General features: G+C 39.8%; 16 protein-coding genes. 6 read left to right on the top strand and 10 right to left on the bottom strand.

The window, feature by feature from the left end:
• Nucleotides 1-98: 98 nt before the first annotated feature.
• From H6G76_RS28025 to H6G76_RS28015, 3 genes are all read left to right on the top strand, one after another.
• Complete coding sequence (locus tag H6G76_RS28025) at nt 99-1079, top strand: ABC transporter permease (RefSeq protein WP_190708450.1); 981 nt, start codon at nt 99-101, stop codon at nt 1077-1079.
• 159 nt (nt 1080-1238) lie between these two features.
• A complete protein-coding gene (locus tag H6G76_RS28020) occupies nt 1239-1550 on the top strand; it encodes a threonine dehydratase (protein ID WP_190708448.1) in 312 nt (103 codons plus the stop codon).
• A gap of 287 nt (nt 1551-1837) precedes the next feature.
• A complete protein-coding gene (locus H6G76_RS28015; RefSeq protein ID WP_190708446.1) occupies nt 1838-2128 on the top strand; it encodes a hypothetical protein in 291 nt (96 codons plus the stop codon).
• A 347-nt stretch (nt 2129-2475) separates the two neighbouring features.
• Here the strand turns inward: H6G76_RS28015 and H6G76_RS28010 are convergent, their stop codons facing one another.
• The gene (locus H6G76_RS28010) at nt 2476-3321 is read right to left on the bottom strand and encodes an FAD-binding protein (protein WP_190708444.1); all 846 of its coding nucleotides are present in this window, start codon (nt 3319-3321) and stop codon (nt 2476-2478) included.
• A 10-nt stretch (nt 3322-3331) separates the two neighbouring features.
• Complete coding sequence (locus H6G76_RS28005; protein ID WP_190708442.1) at nt 3332-4507, bottom strand: polysaccharide pyruvyl transferase family protein; 1176 nt, start codon at nt 4505-4507, stop codon at nt 3332-3334.
• A gap of 400 nt (nt 4508-4907) precedes the next feature.
• Here H6G76_RS28005 and H6G76_RS28000 point away from each other — a divergent pair, with 400 nt between their 5' ends.
• The 3 genes from H6G76_RS28000 (at nt 4908) to H6G76_RS27990 (ending at nt 9342) form a co-directional block, all read left to right on the top strand.
• Nucleotides 4908-6242, top strand: coding sequence for a hypothetical protein (locus H6G76_RS28000; protein WP_190708440.1), 1335 nt, complete (start codon nt 4908-4910; stop codon nt 6240-6242).
• 223 nt (nt 6243-6465) lie between these two features.
• On the top strand, nt 6466-6729 hold the full coding sequence (locus H6G76_RS27995) for a hypothetical protein (RefSeq protein ID WP_190708439.1): 264 nt from the start codon (nt 6466-6468) through the stop codon (nt 6727-6729).
• A 297-nt stretch (nt 6730-7026) separates the two neighbouring features.
• Nucleotides 7027-9342: a filamentous hemagglutinin N-terminal domain-containing protein gene (locus tag H6G76_RS27990; protein ID WP_190708437.1), complete on the top strand. Its 2316-nt coding sequence runs from the start codon at nt 7027-7029 to the stop codon at nt 9340-9342.
• A gap of 66 nt (nt 9343-9408) precedes the next feature.
• On the opposite strand, the gene H6G76_RS27985 is transcribed toward H6G76_RS27990, so the two are convergent.
• The 8 genes from H6G76_RS27985 to H6G76_RS27950 form a co-directional block, all read right to left on the bottom strand.
• On the bottom strand, nt 9409-10440 hold the full coding sequence (locus tag H6G76_RS27985) for a hypothetical protein (RefSeq protein WP_190708435.1): 1032 nt from the start codon (nt 10438-10440) through the stop codon (nt 9409-9411).
• 644 nt (nt 10441-11084) lie between these two features.
• Nucleotides 11085-12176: a redox-regulated ATPase YchF gene (ychF, locus tag H6G76_RS27980; protein ID WP_190708434.1), complete on the bottom strand. Its 1092-nt coding sequence runs from the start codon at nt 12174-12176 to the stop codon at nt 11085-11087.
• A gap of 38 nt (nt 12177-12214) precedes the next feature.
• Entirely contained in the window at nt 12215-12424 is a 210-nt protein-coding gene (locus H6G76_RS27975) for a hypothetical protein (RefSeq protein WP_190708432.1), read from the bottom strand.
• Between the two features lie 179 nt (nt 12425-12603).
• Nucleotides 12604-12750: a hypothetical protein gene (locus H6G76_RS27970; protein WP_190708430.1), complete on the bottom strand. Its 147-nt coding sequence runs from the start codon at nt 12748-12750 to the stop codon at nt 12604-12606.
• A gap of 430 nt (nt 12751-13180) precedes the next feature.
• Nucleotides 13181-13468 carry a Mo-dependent nitrogenase C-terminal domain-containing protein gene (locus H6G76_RS27965; RefSeq protein WP_190708428.1) on the bottom strand — a complete coding sequence of 96 codons (288 nt, stop codon included), beginning with the start codon at nt 13466-13468 and terminating at the stop codon, nt 13181-13183.
• Nucleotides 13469-14020: 552 nt separating this feature from the next.
• Complete coding sequence (locus H6G76_RS27960) at nt 14021-14932, bottom strand: cation diffusion facilitator family transporter (protein ID WP_190708426.1); 912 nt, start codon at nt 14930-14932, stop codon at nt 14021-14023.
• A 91-nt stretch (nt 14933-15023) separates the two neighbouring features.
• Nucleotides 15024-16694, bottom strand: coding sequence for a phosphatidylglycerol lysyltransferase domain-containing protein (locus H6G76_RS27955; RefSeq protein ID WP_190708423.1), 1671 nt, complete (start codon nt 16692-16694; stop codon nt 15024-15026).
• Between the two features lie 139 nt (nt 16695-16833).
• The gene (locus H6G76_RS27950) at nt 16834-17658 is read right to left on the bottom strand and encodes an esterase family protein (RefSeq protein ID WP_199337559.1); all 825 of its coding nucleotides are present in this window, start codon (nt 17656-17658) and stop codon (nt 16834-16836) included.
• Nucleotides 17659-17744: the final 86 nt, after the last annotated feature.

Genomic DNA, 17744 nt, shown 5'->3' with positions numbered 1-17744 from the left:
AGAGGAGCAGGGGAGAGGGTTTTGTTGTTTCTAGGACTATCCCAGACTTTTGAAATCTTTGAAATAAGACTACATATCCCAATTTAATATCAATAGTTATGGCTGCTACAAGATCTATTGCGCTTGCTGGTTTACGCCTCTCGAAACGTCTGGGCAAGCTCCTCACCTCCCAGGGTGTGCTGCTGATGCTGTTGAGCTTGGCTGTTTTTGCATCGTTTCGTTATCAAACTTTTCTTACACCCCTGAATATCATGAACGTCATGCGGCAGAACAGTATGCTGGCGATTGTGGCGTTGGGTATGACTGTTGTGATTTTGAGTGGAGGAATCGATTTATCTGTGGGTTCGCTGGTGGCGTTAGGTGGCGTTGTTGCCGCAATGCTGGTTGGACAAGGAAGCTTTATTGCGATCGCCTGTGGCATTATCAGTACTACGTTACTCGGTGCGGTCAACGGTCTTCTCGTATCGCGCGCCCGGCTTCAGCCGTTTGTTGTGACCTTATTCACTGCTAGTGCTGCAAGGGGTCTGGCTTTGAGTATCACTCAAGAAAGGTCGATTGCCGTACCTTCGACAGCATCAGGGCTGGTTTGGTTAGGTAGGGGGTTTATTGGTTTTGTTCCTGTTCCGGTCTTGATAGTTGCATTGTTATATTTTGCAGCTTGGTTGATACTGCAAAGAAGCAGGTTAGGTTTGCACATATACGCTATTGGTAACAACGAAGAAGCTTCCCGGCTCATGGGTGTGAATCCCAACCAAGTTAAGCTTGCAGTCTACACCTTTAGTGGGATGCTTTCAGGGCTGGCTGGTGTAGTGCTAGCGGGTCGGTTAGGGGCAGGTCAACCTGTGGCGGCCTTTGGCTGGGAAACAGATGCGATCGCTGCAACTGTTATGGGAGGAACGTTTCTCGCCGGTGGTCAGGGAAGCGTGTTTCCAACACTTATTGGTGTACTATTGCTGGGAATGATGTACAACCTTTTAAATCTTGAGGGAACCATTACTCCCTGGTGGCAGCTTGTACTGCGCGGTGGCTTTCTACTTCTGGTTGTAATCTTCCAGCAGCGCATCGCCCAGAGGAAGTAATTTAACATGAGTAATCCTATTTAATTTACAAACTAATTATGTGGGCAGGGAATAGGGAATAGGCAATAGGCAATAGATTTGTTTTCATGTCATTTATGTTTGTTATATCCGGGATAAATTAAGTCACAATAATATTAGGCAATCATAGAGGGGGCTGCTATGGATCGTCTAACTCAAATTGTTAGAAACTTTTTTATTCGGTTTGAAGGTTTGTTCTCGGTTATTTTCAAAGGGTTTGTAAGTTTTATCAGAAACATTTTTGGCTTTTTTGCCACCTTGTTTGGATTTACTAGCTCTCAATACTACTTGGAATCTGATGCGGCGGAATCTATCAAGCGAGCTGCTGAAGAACAACCAGTGAAGACAAATCAAAATACTACATCTGAAACTCCTACTGCTATTCGTCGTCGCTCTCAGAAAAAAGTTGACGATTACTACCTCAATATGGCTCGTGATGTGCAGAAGCAGTAAAATCATCAGCTATTGAAGTGTAGGTGCGGAGATTTTAAAACTGAAGATCAAACGAAAAATCAAGGATATGGCAAGAGAATGTCTAGGTGTAAGTGGTTAAAACCCTGAGTGCCTGACATTCTTAACCCTATCCTTTAAAATTTTGGATGCCGTGAATGATGCGCTAATATTGGGTAGTATATTGAACAAGCAGTAAGGTTTGCGTATTCATACTTACTTGCTGGGGACTCATCAGTTTGATAACTATCGAACCGATGTACTACACAAATAAATTTTAGGCTTAAACAATGGTAGAACGCCCAATCAAAAAATCAGAACGTCAGTCCCAAGCAAGTACTGACAACAATTCAGATTCTCAACCTGCTTTTGAATCTAATCCTAAACGAGAAAGATCGAGTCGCGATCGCTCATCGGGTAAAAGAAAAAAAGAATCTTTTAAAGATGAAGCCCCACCTGTTAATCCTGCACTAGCGCGTCCCCCAAAACCTGCTAAACCTCCAGTCATTGTCAAATCAGAACCAGAACCAGAAGCCGAAACTTCTTCAGAACCAATAGCTGAAGATTCTCAAGAGTCATAACTCTTTTAGTTGGTTACATCAAGGATTTACATTGAAGCCAGGGCATTTTTTGCCTTGGCTTGATTATTTTGTAGACTAACCCCCGCCTTAAGTTCCTGGTAGATTGCGTCTTTTAGTTCTTCGCCATAATTAAATATAGGTTGAGTCTACGAAGTAAAACCCAACCTAATAAAGCTTTTAGAGGTTGTTTTAAAAGTGCCATCAGGTAGAATTTTCCCTACCGCTCTAACATTGGTAATTACAACGAATAATCAAGTTTTTAGGTATGTAGATCATATGCTTCGCTGTGTTTACCATGAGAGAAAAAAAGCCCTTTTAAAACAACTCCTTAGCATTCAAGTACAGAGTTAATCAATTTCTATTACTTCAAGAGAAATCTTTTGCATAGTTATGAAATGCAAAAACTTAGCAATTATGATTAGGAGGATTATTGGATAAGCACTATCGGACTTATTAAGTATCCAATTATCAGTTTTCGCAGAAAACATGGCTCTACCAATTAAAATACCTTTGAGTTTACTAAGTATTCTATAATTGGCAGTTTTGAATACCGAGCCACAATTAGGTGCTGTGTTATCTTGATGTTCTTTTGCCCAAGCTTGTCTTGAAGTGATAGGATTTTCATCAAATTCATTGCTTTCAAACTTAAATATTGCACTTAATATGAGTTTTGAGTGCATCCCAGTAAATATCGTTTGTCGATAATCTCGGACAATTTGACTTTGATCAAGGGTTTTGATACTTCCATCTTCAAAAAAAGTTACACTTTCAACGAAGTCGTATATTGTCTGTTTATGTTGTCGTCCTCGGCCTGCATTCATTGCTAATGCGCCTCCAATAGTCGCAGGTACAGACGCAAGATAATAAAAAGAATTTCTGGAATTTTGGTAACAGTACTTTAACACCTCCATAATTGAAACCGACGAGGATACTTCTACCCTATCATCGTTTAGATGAGTGATGTATTTAGGTAGTTTGTTTTTAAGTATTAATGATTGAACATTTTTTCTCACAAATAGTGTGTTAGAACCATTACCAATGATGAAAATGTTAACCTTGTTTTCTTTTGCCCAATTACAGTAATCTTGGAGGTCATTTATATCAGTAATCTCACCAACTCGCTGAAAATTGTGGCGAGTTCTGTAGTGTGACAGACTATTAGATGTTAAAGACTCAATTTTTAAATTGGACATATTGGCTACTTTACACCAGATTAAATTCAACTTTGGTTTTTATATCGGCTGTACCTTGTAAAATTGCTTCGACTAAATATTTTTTTGATTCTAAAATTTTTGATTCTAAAATTTTAGAAACTGGGCTGTAATCAACATTAAATATATCTTCATTTTCTAATTGCTGATTCTTCTGATATGAAAACAAGCGATTTTCTAAACCTAAATCTCCAAGTAAGTCTTTTACTTTAGTTAATTTATGAGGAGGAACAAATACAGTAAAAGGTTTTTGATACATTAGAGAAAATACAGTTCCATGAAAAGTGTTGGTCATAATATAAGATGCTTGCCAATGCGCCCCAACCCATTCACTGGGACTAGCATCTGTTATATTTATGTCGGCAATTCGATTGTATTTACCAATAGAAACTATTTTCAGGTTATAAGTTTCTGCCACTAATTTAGCGAAATCTTCTTCTGTTGGCTCTAATATATCTTGAGTATAAAGTAAGATATATTTATCTTGAATTTTTAGAGATTTTTGAATCTGATCATAATTGATTAAAAAAGTGGGATCTAATACTTTTGTTGCTTGCAAGGAACATTCATTAGCAATTACCTGCGCGCTATTAGAGTCTCGAACTAGAATAGTTTGATATTGATTTAAGTAGTTGCAAATTTCTTTTTGATACTTACCGAAACTTTTAGAGTTACCTAAACTAGCTGCATAACTTACTTTGCGAGTAGAAGTATTATCAATAAAATCTAAAAAGAAAGAGGAATCGAAACCTCTAAAAAAAGTATCTACACACCATATTTGATCACTACCAGATACTACTACATCATATTTACTACGAAAATACTCTAACTTTTGTTGTAAATATACTTTTTTATCGCTTAACTTTACATGAGAAAGTAAGAAACGCCTCATTCTCCAAGCTCTGCGAAGATTTGCTGGGGCATTTTCATTAATACGGATGTCAGTAATGCGAATCTTCTCATTTTCTTTCATCCCTTTGCGCTTTCGGATCGGCTTCAAAGTCTTACAATAATGCAGCGCAACTTTGTAAGGTCGATAGTCTATGATCTCAACATCAAAACCCTGGCTATTCAGAAATTTCCATAAAGCAACAGCTTGAAGTGTTGCTCCATAATTGTCTACATGATGAAAAGTTAAAATTCCTATTTTTATGTTTTTTTGTAGCATAATATTAACTTTTTGTATTGGACTAAAGCATACTAATTTAAGTATTGTGTGATGTAATCTACTATTTTGCTGATTTTTTGAGGCTTTATATTGTTATATAATTTTGGTTTTCAGCAATATCTTTGCTAAAAAAAGAGCATAAAAACATTAGGGGTTTCGTAGTAAGGTGATTTTCTGCTCAAACTTTGAGGCGATCGCCAAAATAGTAAACGTAATTATAAAATCTATTTATACGACTCCTTTGATCACAAATGCGATCGCCAAAACTATATCAGCGACTCCCGTTATAATTAATGCGTTGGCGTAGCCCGCCGCCGCCATCGCAAAATCTAGCTATTGCCAGATGCAGTCATCTCCAAAAACGCTATAGGCTACAACTGTTGGTCAGAGAGATTCGCTTGTGGATGTTATAGTAAAACGATCGCAGACACTCAAACAAGCCTTGGTTGATTTTGTCTTAGATGCTGAAGGTGAACTAGCAAAAGCATTAGAAGTTTATGCAGCTGCACAGTTGCGTCGTGGTAATGGAGATAGCACGCAACAAGATTTAATTATTGATAGCTTTATTACAGAGGGGAAAGTTGGCGAGAAATCACCAATAGACTTATTTATTGCCAGTAATGCAGATTTATCAGCAAGCGATCGTAACTTACTTAATAGCTGGCATCGCAGTTTTATCGGCTTATTTAGCATTACACAAATTCTACCTGATGGCTTAGAACTTATGAACTGGCTGACAGCTAAAAATTACATTGTCAAGCCTAACAGTAATGAAAAACAAAAAGAAGTATCTCGTTTCAAGCTAGGAGATATTTTACTTACACGCATTTCTCCCCTGACCGACAGCGAATGGATATTTTCTGGCCCATCTACATTTTTGGGTAAACTTGGTAAGCCAAAAATCGCCGTCGCCATTGGAAATTTTAAAGATAATTATAAAAATCATCTTTACAGCGATGCTCCAGACTTGCTAGAAGAAGCATGGCAGTCAGTAGAGCAATATCATCAGCAGTTTGTTGAGTTTTTTGGTGGTGATGAAATCACTTTGCCAGGATACCAACTTAATAAGAAAATAGCTCAATTCCAAGAAATCATCAGTGAGAAGTATCTAAAAGCAGCAGGACTTGATACTTCCAAATCTTTGGATGAGATGGCAGCAGAAGCAGGTATTGGAGAAGATGAGATTCAAGCAGCTGCTAAAGAAGTTGGCGTTGACTCTAATGCCGTTTCCCAAATGCTGAATAGTAAAAGCAGCAAGCAAAAAATGGTTGCGCCCAAAGTTGATTTACCTGCTGAGTTGAAAAAAGCAGAACAAGTAACAGCAATTTCTCATTCACGTTGGGGCATGATATTTCTACCAACATATACTAAATTCACCAATATTTTGTTAGCTGATGACTGGCGAAGTATTGAAGGTGCAGAAAAACTAATTCGTCACTATCTAGAAAATCAAAGTATTAATGCTTATATTTGGCATCGGTTAGCAAAACAGTATCCCGCTCAACTAGAAAAAGTATTGCAAGACATCTTGGAAAGCCCTGAGTTTAACCTTAGTACTGACTTAGATAATCTCTTGCAACAGTCTGGTAAACCTCTAGAACCTGAATTACCAGAAATTGCTAGTGTTCCTTTACATCTGCATAACTTATTTCAAGAAGCAATTACAGAAGTGAATAAATCTAAACCCAAAGGTAAGGTACAAAAACAAGTATCGAAAGGTTTTCAACGAGGTTAGGCTATGGTTTGAAAAACCAAACTCAAAAGCCAGAAACTATCCCTGTATGCAACCTTGCATCTTTATAGAAGTCGTAGGAACCCGCTATTTTGCGGGTTTTTGAGTAATTTAACCGAGAAAAAACAAAATTTTCGTAAGCTTGTGCGTAATTCTTGGGAGCCATGTTGAAGTCCTTATTAACACAACAAAACAATGTGTACCATCAACAAAACAAGGAGTAATTATGGAATCTCAAAACCCAGAGCAATTAACACTGGATAATCGTAATGAGCTGAGTGAAAACTTGAATTTATCTGAAGCTATTGCTGTGAACGAAAATCACGACACAACAGAAAACAATTCCTTGGACTCGCACAGCAGCCTTGAGACAAGTCTTAATCAGATTAATGATACTACGGTTGAGCAACAAGATGTAGAACTTCCCAGCAAGCGAACCAAAAAAGGTCTTTGCTGGTCTGAGCCTCTACAAAAAATGGTTCCATGTTAGTAAAGTTCCTAACGATATTCTTACATTCAGAATTTACCTGAGTGCGACTGGTAGATTAATAAACTGTGAAACACCACACCAAATTGAATATTGCTTAGTCTACAATCACGAGGGGATTCATACCCCTTATTGATTGGTTCTGAATTCTGTATAGTGGATTGATTGGCGATTTTATTATAGAAATCCGAATTGATTTTTGAAATACAATTAGGGTGGTCAAGGTATTACTAAATTTTAGTAATACCTTGACCACTCTATTTTAATTAAAATTTTTCATATATCATTTAGGATGGCTATATGAATACTTCTTGTATCTGGGTTAAAAGTCAAGCGGTTTCCATAGTTGGTGTAATAGCTGTCTCTGCAAGTTCTGCTATTGCTCAAATCTCACCAGATGAAACTTTACCTAATAATTCTGTTGTCAGACCAGACGGCAATACTATATTTATTGAAGGTGGAACGCGGGTACAAAGCAATTTATTCCATAGTTTTAGGCAGTTTTCTATAGGTGAGAACACCACGGCTGAATTTACAAATACTGATGGTGTTCAAAATATTATTAGTCGGGTTACAGGTAACTCTATTTCTCAAATCGATGGCATCCTAAAAGCTCAAGGTGCCAACATCTTTTTAATTAATCCCAACGGAATTGTATTTGGCCCCAAAGCTGCTTTAAATATAGGCGGTTCATTTCTGGCAACTACAGCCAGTAGTCTTAACTTTGATGATGGTAGAAACTTTAGTGCCGTAGATACCAACAGCACACCTCTGCTGTCAGTAAGTTTTCCTGTGGGCTTACAATTTGGCTCAACTGCGGCTGCTATTAGCAATCTCTCTCAAGGCAGACCGGATGGGCCGAGGAGCATCTTCCGTCAACCTGTTGGTCTACAAGTGCAGGCAGGTAAAACCTTAGCACTTGTGGGTGGTGATATCAACCTAGAAGGTGGAAACTTAACGGCAGAGTCGGGACGAATTGAATTGGGAAGTGTAGCTAGTGGTAGTCTAGTCAAGCTTAACCCAACGGTTAATGGCTGGCTTTTAACGTATGAAGGTGTTCAAAATTTCGGAAATATTAAACTAACCCAGCGAAACGATAATGGTACTGCGATTAGCTCTGTAGTAAATGCTAGTAGCCCAAATAGCGGTGGTACTATCCAGTTACAAGGCAGGATTATAGAACTGGTTGGGGATGGTGTGCTGTTAGCCAGTCAGACCAGGGGTGTCGAAAATGGTGAAGACATAAAGATTACATCTCAGAAGTTAATTGTTCGAGATGGGGCGCAAATATTTACTTCTACTACAGGCAAGGGAAGCTCAGGAAATGTGATTGTAAATGCTTCTGAATCTGTAGAGCTAATTGGTAGCGATAATAGTATTACTGCGCTCATAAGTAACACCTTTAATGAAGGAAATGCAGGCGACATTATGATTAGCACCAGGAGATTACGTGTTCTAAATGGGGCGCAAATAACAGCAGAATCCACTGCAATCATATCATCGAATTCAGCATTGACTTTAGCTGAAGGAAGAGGAGGTAACTTGACAGTGAACGCTTCAGATTCTGTAGAGCTAATTGGGTTTGTAGAGTTACCTTCGCTAACACGAATTGTCACTCTGCGGAGTGGCTTATCTACTGAAACTAATTTTGGAAATGCGGGAATAATAACAGTTAATACCAATAAATTAAATATTAGCGAAGGTGCGGCAATAGCAACAAATGTTGAAGGTTTAGCAAATACAAGTGGCTCAGGTACGCCAGGAGTAATAAATATCAGTGCAAACTCCATTTCACTGGATAATCAGGCAACAATTACATCTATTACTAAATCTGGTAGAGGTGGAGATATTTCTCTACAGGCACGGGATGCCTTATCATTGCGTCGGAACAGTCAAATCTCCACTAATGCAGGTACAGCTAACGCTCCAGGGAACGGTGGCAATATTACTATCAATGCACCTAATGGTTTTCTTGTCGCCACTTCTCAAGAAAATAACGACATTACAGCCAATGCCTTCTCTGGTGCTGGGGGTAAGATTACAATCAACGCTAAAAGTATATTTGGATTTGTGCAGCGCGATCGCTCCGAATTAATTAGCCTCTTAGGTACTGAAGATCCAGCACAACTAAACCCCAACAAGCTACCAACTAACGACATTACAGCATTTTCTCAACAAAACCCTTCATTGAACGGGATTATCGAAATCAACACGCCAGATGCTGACCCTAGTAAAGGATTATTAGAATTACCCACAGACCCAGTTGATGCTTCTCGGCAAATTGCTACTGGTTGTAGACCAGGCGGTAAACTTAACCAAGGTTCTCTGGTCGCTACAGGCCGCGGCGGAATCGCCACTAGCCCCATAGAACCGTTGATGAATGATGCAGTCTTGGCAGGTTGGATAAATCTAGATTCTGACAGTGCAACTAGTGTTAAGCCTCAGCATCACGCAAATACACAAAAAATTGATTATGTCAATAAAGTCACTCAAGTCATACCTGCCGAAGGTTGGGTAATCGATGGCAAAGGGAATGTGACTCTAGTTGCTCAAGCACCCACTGTCACACCCCATAGCCCGGTGCTTAATGCTGCGGCTTGTGCTGCTTCTAACTAGTTGCGGGGAAACAAGGGAGAATATCTTTTGACTATGGACTATTGACCAATGACAAATAACAAATGACTAATTCGTTTCTTGTATTTGCAAGCGGATAGTGTGATCTGTTGTGCCACTGAGTTGCAGTTCCATAATTTCTGTACCGAGGGGTTCAATGGAACTGAGGAGCGATCGCAAGTTTGGTGTACTTGCACCAGTATCAACATACAACCTATCAGCTAAACTACCGATGCGTTTCCAAGTCATGTATAACTTGCCAATCAGCTGTTCCATTTGCGAAGCTTGATTGACTAAATCAGCTGCAACGCTTAAACAGCCGACTCTGTGGGCTTCTTCTAAAGCTGTTTCTATATCTACATCTTCTTTAGTCAGTGCTTGAACTTGCGCCGCAGACTTGAGATATTTGGCTAACTGACGCGCTTCTGTCGTTGCCTGCTTGATAGTGTCTACGTCAGGGTTAGCAATAATTTCTTTTTGAATAAATTTTTGGTGCTGTTCTGGTAATTTTTCCATTTCCTTGACCAATGGCGCAATGTAGCGTGGTGGTAAGGAATTATCTGCGGCTTTTACCTTCACTGGTTCCGGGATTAAATCGGAAGACATCGCCATCCATTCATCGGTGAGTTGACGAACTTCGCGCCGCGTGATGCGATCGCCTTTTTGGGCGGCTTCACTCACCATTTGTTGTACTTCTGGGGAAGATTTAGCAGTTTCGACAAAGGCGCGTTTGCTAAAATTATTGACTGCGGCGGGTTCTAGCCTGCCTTCTTCTACAAGCGTATCAGCACTATTAGCTAGTTGAATCCAAGAGTAAGCTTGACTCTTGCTAATTTCGCGTTCCTTCAACCATTTGAGAAAGCCTGTACCCCGTCCATCACCGCCTTTTTTCTCCCTGTCGCGCACAGCCCTTAAAATTCGCCCCCGCCAAATTTCTGTTTGTAAGTCGAAGCGATCGCATACTTGCCAAGCTACATCTAACTGTTGTAAAAAATCAGACTCAGGAATCTGCTCATCTTCTGGGTCTGGCAGTTCAAAACTCAGATCAGTTGGCTGTTGTAGGGCAGCAGCAAGGTCATTAATAGCGTCGGTATCTTGCACGGTGGATAACTGACTAGGGTATGCGTCGGCTTATTATGACATACTCTGCGAGGGATGAAGCAAGATTCAAATCCTTACACCCATTTTTAAATCAGGCAATGCTATAGGACTAGTATTTAATTTCTGAAAAAATCAGTACATTGTTCCCTTCTTTTAGGTTGCCTATTGCCTGACTACACAAGTATGTTCAGTAATCAAACCGGATTCCTATATGATTTAGCGAATCTCACAAAACTTCTACCTTTTCTTGATTTTGTTCGGTCTTTTTCTGCTGCTTTCTCTTCTGGTGATTCAGTCCCTTACGCAACGATTCCATATATGTGTAGAATGGGGCGAAAGCACAACAGTCCTGTGGGATGACGCACTCTACCTTGATACAGTACGGCAGCGACAGGTACACAGGGGGTTTCCCGACTTGACGACAGTGAGGGAGTCGGGAAACCCTTTCAGCATTTCCTCCTAGGGGAATACCCCAAGATAGGACTGCTGACGCTCCTATGTCGCTAACACTACGCTAACACCACGGAACTGTCTCCTTTATGCCGGGAAACCTGTCCACCGCAGTGGCTCACCTGTTCCCTGCACCCTGCTATATATACTTCTAGTTTTTCACCTACGCCCATTCACCCCTAAACCCTCATAACCTACACATTAAACCGGAATAACATTACATCTCCTTCTTGGACAATGTACTCTTTGCCTTCACTTCTGACTAAGCCTTTTTCTTTAGCACCATTCATCGAACCATTGGCAACTAAATCATCGTAAGCAACGGTTTCGGCACGAATAAATCCCCGTTCAAAATCAGAGTGAATTACACCTGCGGCTTGGGGTGCAGACATACCCGCGTGAATTGTCCAAGCACGAGTTTCTTTAGGTCCGCTGGTGAAATATGTGCGTAAACCTAATAGGGTGTAAGTTGCGCGAATCAAAGATTTTAAACCGCCTTCTTTCACACCTAAAGATTCTAAGAAATCAGCTTTTTCTTCTTCCGCTAATTCCACTAATTCTGCTTCTACCTGAGCAGAAACAACAACGACTTGAGCATTTTCTGGCGATGCAATTTGCCGGACTTTTTCGACAAAATCATTACCTGTTGCCAACTCATCTTCCGAAACATTAGCAGCGTAGATAATTGGTTTATTGGTGAGCAGTCCTAGTCCTTTAATAACTGCTGCTTCCTCTTCATTTAAACTGACTTGGCGGACAGATTGACCTTCATTTAAAGCCGCAATTAATTTTTCGAGAACTGTAATTTCAAACTGAGCTTCTTTGCTGGTGCGCGCTTGTTTACGGCTACGTTCAATGCGGCGCTCGATTTGTGCTAAGTCTGCTAAACCGAGTTCTAAATTAATGATTTCAATATCCCGTGCTGGATCAACAGAACCAGCAACGTGGATAATATCATCATTCTCGAAACAGCGCACCACATGAACGATCGCATCAACTTCTCGAATGTGTGATAAAAACTGATTACCCAGTCCCTCACCCTGACTTGCACCTTTTACCAACCCAGCAATATCCACAAACTCAACACGGGCTGGGATAATTTGTGCAGAACCAGAAATTTGCGAAAGCACATTTAACCGCTCATCCGGTACTGCGACAACACCGACATTCGGTTCAATCGTGCAGAAGGGAAAGTTAGCAGCCTCCGCTTTAGCATTGGCTACTACGGCATTAAACAAAGTAGATTTTCCGACGTTGGGAAGTCCGACAATTCCGGCTCTTAGCATTTTGGATTTTGGATTTTAGCTCAAACTACTAAGATAATTCAAACAGGTTCAGGTATGGTTTGGGGAATTGTACCGGGAACTGTTTGGGGTATTGGCGCGGGGACTGTTTGAGGAATTGGTGTAGGTACGGTTTCTGGTACAGGTTCAGGAATTGCTGGCCCTGGTGTCGGTTCAGGAGTGGGTAGTGGGTTGGGTTGAGGTGTAGGAATTTGAGGATCAGGAATCGAAATAGCTTGAATATCCATCATGGCACTTTAGTTAAATTAGCTGACTTTTCCAAGCTAGATGATTACCTTAAATACTGACATCTTCCTAGCTAATCAAAAAAACATGAAGTATGAAATCTGAAGTATGAATTTAACAATTTGTCCTTAATATTGAGCCTGAGCCTTTTACTTAAGTCCAGTTGGGTGTGTTATACCATAGGCTAACGCACTGCTTGGGATATCATAATGGTGCGGTGCGCTGTGCGACTACACAATGCCCGTTTGCTCAAGTCAAGCCAGCACTTTGCGGCGGTTCCCACGGCAGTTCCTTCAAGTCGGCAGAGCCGCCCAACGAACTGCCTCTGCATTGTAGCGACTGGTGCTTCCGCCCACGCAACTGGCTCCCCTACATTTTATATTTTTTTAGGTTGAGCTATTTATCAATTTCTCATTTGTCCCTAATATTTAGCCTGAGCCTTTTACTTAAATACAAAACTCAATGATAAATACTATCATCACTGCAAGCAACGCAATGTTATGAGGTTGAATAAATAATGTGCCGCTCACTCACTATACTTGACGCAGACATCGCTAAACGATGAGAAATACTCTACTTTTTTTATTAAAGAGATGAGCAGAATTTTATTTTTATTTATGAAACATATATATGAATAATATTTGATTTTTTTCAAACCCAATAGATTTATATATGTCTTTTTTGCTATTGCCTGTTACCTGCCTATCGCTTTTGCGCTGGGCTTCGCGCACTACACACGTTGGTTCAGTAATAAAATCGAATTAGCAATACTTTCTCACATCTTCACCACATTCATCTGCTAAATACATCAAACACTTAAACCGAAGACCAACTACTTGTTCATAAAAAGGATTGAACTTACACAAAGGTGGAATGTGAAAAAGTGTACGTCCTAAAATTTTTACAGTTCTTTCAAATGGACACTGAGATGGAATGATTCTGCAAAAGAGTCTAGCAATTTTATCATCATGTATTTCTATGGCATCAAGCTGATATCTTAGCTGACTTAATAAGCTGTTATTCAATTGAGCATTAGGTGATAAGTTCATAAATAAAATTTCCATCAAGCTATTGCTCTTATACAATTACAATTTTCCATTAAGAACGACATAGTAGAAGTACGAAACTTTTTTGATATTTTTCAAAAATCAATTTATAATACAGTGAAATTGCGGAGAAACCAGAAGGGCTAGTCAGTTGTGGCAAAAATCGTTAAAAGCAAGCCCTAAGTAGATGTGCGGAGGGCGATCGCTATCCTGACATCGCATAAAGTTGAAACAGAAAACTGAGCTTTCCTAAAAATAGCCACACCAATGGAGAATTTAAATTAATTATTATTCTTGGGTGTAAAGCGATCGCTTATAGAAGTCCGGTTTGATTACTGAAAATACTTGTGTAGAGAGGCAATAGGCAATAGGGGACAGGAAAGAAGGAATAAAGGTATAGTGAGTTTTTTTCAGAAATCAAATATGAATCCCATATTATGTCCGGCTAATTAGTTGTAATTGCCAAATCTATGCAGAAGACCCAAAAACTTCTCCTCTGCTCCCCTGCGGCTTTTATTATAAGTCTTTAACCGGAAACGATATTAGTTATTGATGTTACTGGTTAATTCGACGCTCTAACTCTAGGTCATTCCAAGATGCAGGGTCTTCTATCGGTTCGAGGTGGGTGATGATGCTGCTTCCTGGCAGTGCTTGAATGATTTTGAACTCAATCGCTTCACATAAATCATGCCCTTGTTGCACTGTCCAAGCTCCTGGTACTAAAACGTGGAAGGAAATAAAGCGACGTGTTCCAGCAATTCGAGAACGCATTGCATGGAATTGGATACCTTGATGTTCGTATTCGCTAAAGATACGCTGAATGAGCGCAATTTCTTCTTTTGGTAAAGCAGTATCCAGTAGTCCAAAAAAGGTTTCTCGCAGCAAACTAAATCCTGCCCAAAGGATATTTACTGCTACTAATAACGCGATGATGGGGTCAAGTATTAGCCAGCCCGTTATCTTAACCAACAAAATTCCCAGTATGACTCCACCTGAAGTCCATACATCAGTTAATAGGTGGTGAGCGTCTGCTCGTAACGTAATGGAACGTAAGCGTCTTCCGGCGCGGAGTAAGACAAAAGCGACTGCACCGTTAACTGCGGTTGCCAATAATGACAACAATAGCCCCAATCCCAGTTGAGCTAGTGGTTCTGGATGTAGCAACCTTCCCCAAGCTTCTAGTGTAATACTAATAGATGCCACTACAATTAACGCACCTTCTGCCCCACTAGAAAAATACTCGGCTTTAGAATGCCCAAAGGTATGTTCTGCATCTGCTGGTTTGGCAGCATAGGTTAAGGCCCACAGTGCCACTAGTGCAGCCACAAGATTTACACAAGATTCAATTGCATCAGAAAGTAACCCGACTGAGCTTGTTAATAAGTAAGCTCCAAACTTCAACGCAATAGTTATAATCGCTGCGGCGATCGATAAAAAAGCGTAAGAGCGTGCCGTTTGACTACTCATCAAACCTACTTAACTGTAATTTCTAACCAACAGTAACGAATTTAGCGCTTACCTTTATCTATCTTCAGACTTTTAGTTTTTTTAACCGGGATTAGGCACCTGGTTTGAAATAATCAAGGAGGCGATCGCCTGAATCGGCGCGAATCAATGCTACAACTACATCAGGTAAGGCAGTGAAACTAGGGTATACCAAATAACGGGGTTCCCAATTGGGGTGAAACTTGTCTTTGTAGGCGTGTAAGCCTTGAAAGTTGTAAAAGCGGTTTAAATGTTCGTAAAGATAGTGCAGCACTTTCTCTAGGCGGCGTGACTCTGCATGATCACCAACTCCAGCCAAGGCTGAGAGTCCAAAATTAAAGGTGTCATAACCCTGTTCTTTATAATGTTGCAGTAGGGAAGTAAATAGAAAGTCCATCATCCCATTTTCGATGGAGGAACGATGACGCATCATGTCAATCGTAATTTCGTTTAGCTGATACTCTGGTAAAACGTTGGTAAAAGCAGCAATACCATCATCAGGAGTATGCACAACAGCAATTTCGCAATTACGCAGATAAGCTTCGTCAAACCATCCTAAAGAAAAGCGTTTTTCTGAACCTTGCGCCATCCTTAGCCATTCATCACTGACAGGTTTGAGTTGATGTAATAAGTTATTCGATATTGGTGGTTGATAAAAACTGACTTGATAGCCAAGTTTTGTTAAACGATTAATCGATGGGCGAAAGTTTTTACCTGCTTTACCTTGTAGGGTAAAGTTTTTTAAGTCCACGATCGCCTCTTCACCAATCTTCATTACCCTAAATCCTAGAGAAATGTAGAGGTCAATATCATCGGGTAAAGTTTGATAAAAGGCAGGATACCAATCATTGCGTTGACAAAACTGCTGAAAACTTACAATTACTTCTTTGCGGTCTTCAATTGGCCCGATGGGATCTCCAAGCGCGATCGCACCCCGTCCTTTCGGCACATAAGCAATTACACTCTTCCCTGAAGGACTAAAAAAATAACTTTTATCACTTAACAGTGTAAATGCTGCTAAAGAAGAGCAACCATACTGTTCAACAATTTCTTTAGCTTTTTGTCGCTCAATAGAAGTTGCCGAATTTTGCAAAAATACAGGCTGTAACAGCATTACCATTGCATAAGTAATCGTGCTGGCAGCAATAATATATATAGAATCAGCAAAAAAATCACCAAATTTAGTTGTAGGTTGTAACCCCCAATTATCTTCAGTAAAAAACATTGCTAAAGTCTGAAGTATGGCATCTTTCCAATTAAAATTTTCTGTAAATTTGCCATCTAATAAATAAAATCCAACTGTTCCATATGCCAATGTAAACAGCAACGCTCCAATCAATACTCGCACACCTCTAGCAATTGAAGGTCTGTCTGACTTAGCTGTAAAAACATCGCGCATCAGAATCAGTTGTACTAGTAAAATGCCAGATAATATACTTTCTTCATAATCCCATCCTTTGAGTAGATGGCTAACAATAGAAATAATTAATAAACTAATAGTTAATAACCAAGCAACGCGCTTGCGGCGTAATAAGTTTGTAGCTAATGTCAACAAGACAAAGCCTGTTAATGCGGCGAATATATGACCACTGGCGCGAATTTCAAAGGGTAAAAATTCTTTTAACCAATGATTACGTCCATAGAGGTTTGGTGTTACTGCGGATAAAACATTTACTATTCCGACTAACCCTGTCAGGACAGTTACGCTCCAAAGTCTAATTCGAGTTTTTAAGTTGTGATTCATCAGTTATAGCAATCCTATTTAATTTACAAATTACTTGTGGGGTCAGGCAAGAAGAAATAGGCAATAGATTTGTTTGGATATTGTTTAGGGTTGCTATATCCTAAATTAGGATGTTTTATCGGCATAAATCTGCATTTAATTATTTCTGAGATGTTTTAAACTGTTCTCCTACATAAGAAAGTGAATCTTTTAAATGCTTATGAAAATAATTCCAGCCAATATCTGCACCAGATAAACCATGACCTCCAGGAAAAGCATAGAATACATTAGCTATATTTAGCTCCTCTAAAACTTGATGAAAAGCTTTAGTAGAACCTAACAAATTAGAATCATTCAAGCCTGCATCAAGATATACACGCAGTCGCTTTTTATCAGCAATTGATAGCTGTTTTACTATTTGTAGTGGACTATTTTTCGCCCCACTGTCATCGGTAAAGTAACCGCTATGACTAAATAATATATTGAAGTTGTTGAGATAGCGTAACCCAATATTAAATGCTCCCCATCCACCAGAAGATAGACCGCCTAACGCCCAAAATTTAGGTTGGTCTAAAGTCCGGTAGCGTGACTTAACAACTTGGACTAATTCTGAACCAATCAAAGTCCCAATTTTGCCATTAGGCCCATCATAATAATCGGGATCGTATAAAGGGCTAGAACCGCGATTATCATTGCCATCCGGTGTAATTATAATTGATGGCGGTAATTTGCCACTTTTATATAATTCATTTAATACGCTCATGATGGCATATTTATCAGCATAGGCACGAGCATCATCATGACCGCCGTGTAATAAAAAAATAACAGGATAGCGAGTTTGGAGATTTTTCTGATAGTTAGGGGGTAAAATCACACCATATTGGCGGACTGTACCCATAGCTTGAGAGTTAAAGGTTTCTAGCTGAAATTTTAAGCCTGTATCTGCTTGTTGTTGGGGTGGATCTAGTTGCTTGCGGGGGGACAAAATGGTCTAGAATGCTTATCTTACAAAGAGTGTAGCAATTTGTGGTAAAAGAAAAAGAGCATTTATTCGCAATAAGCTCTATTTAA

Source organism: Nostoc sp. FACHB-152, from assembly GCF_014697475.1.
In the GTDB taxonomy this organism is placed as follows: domain Bacteria; phylum Cyanobacteriota; class Cyanobacteriia; order Cyanobacteriales; family Nostocaceae; genus Nostoc_B.
Note: the sequence above shows the minus strand (reverse complement) of the source record. Positions and strands in the feature narration are given on the sequence as shown.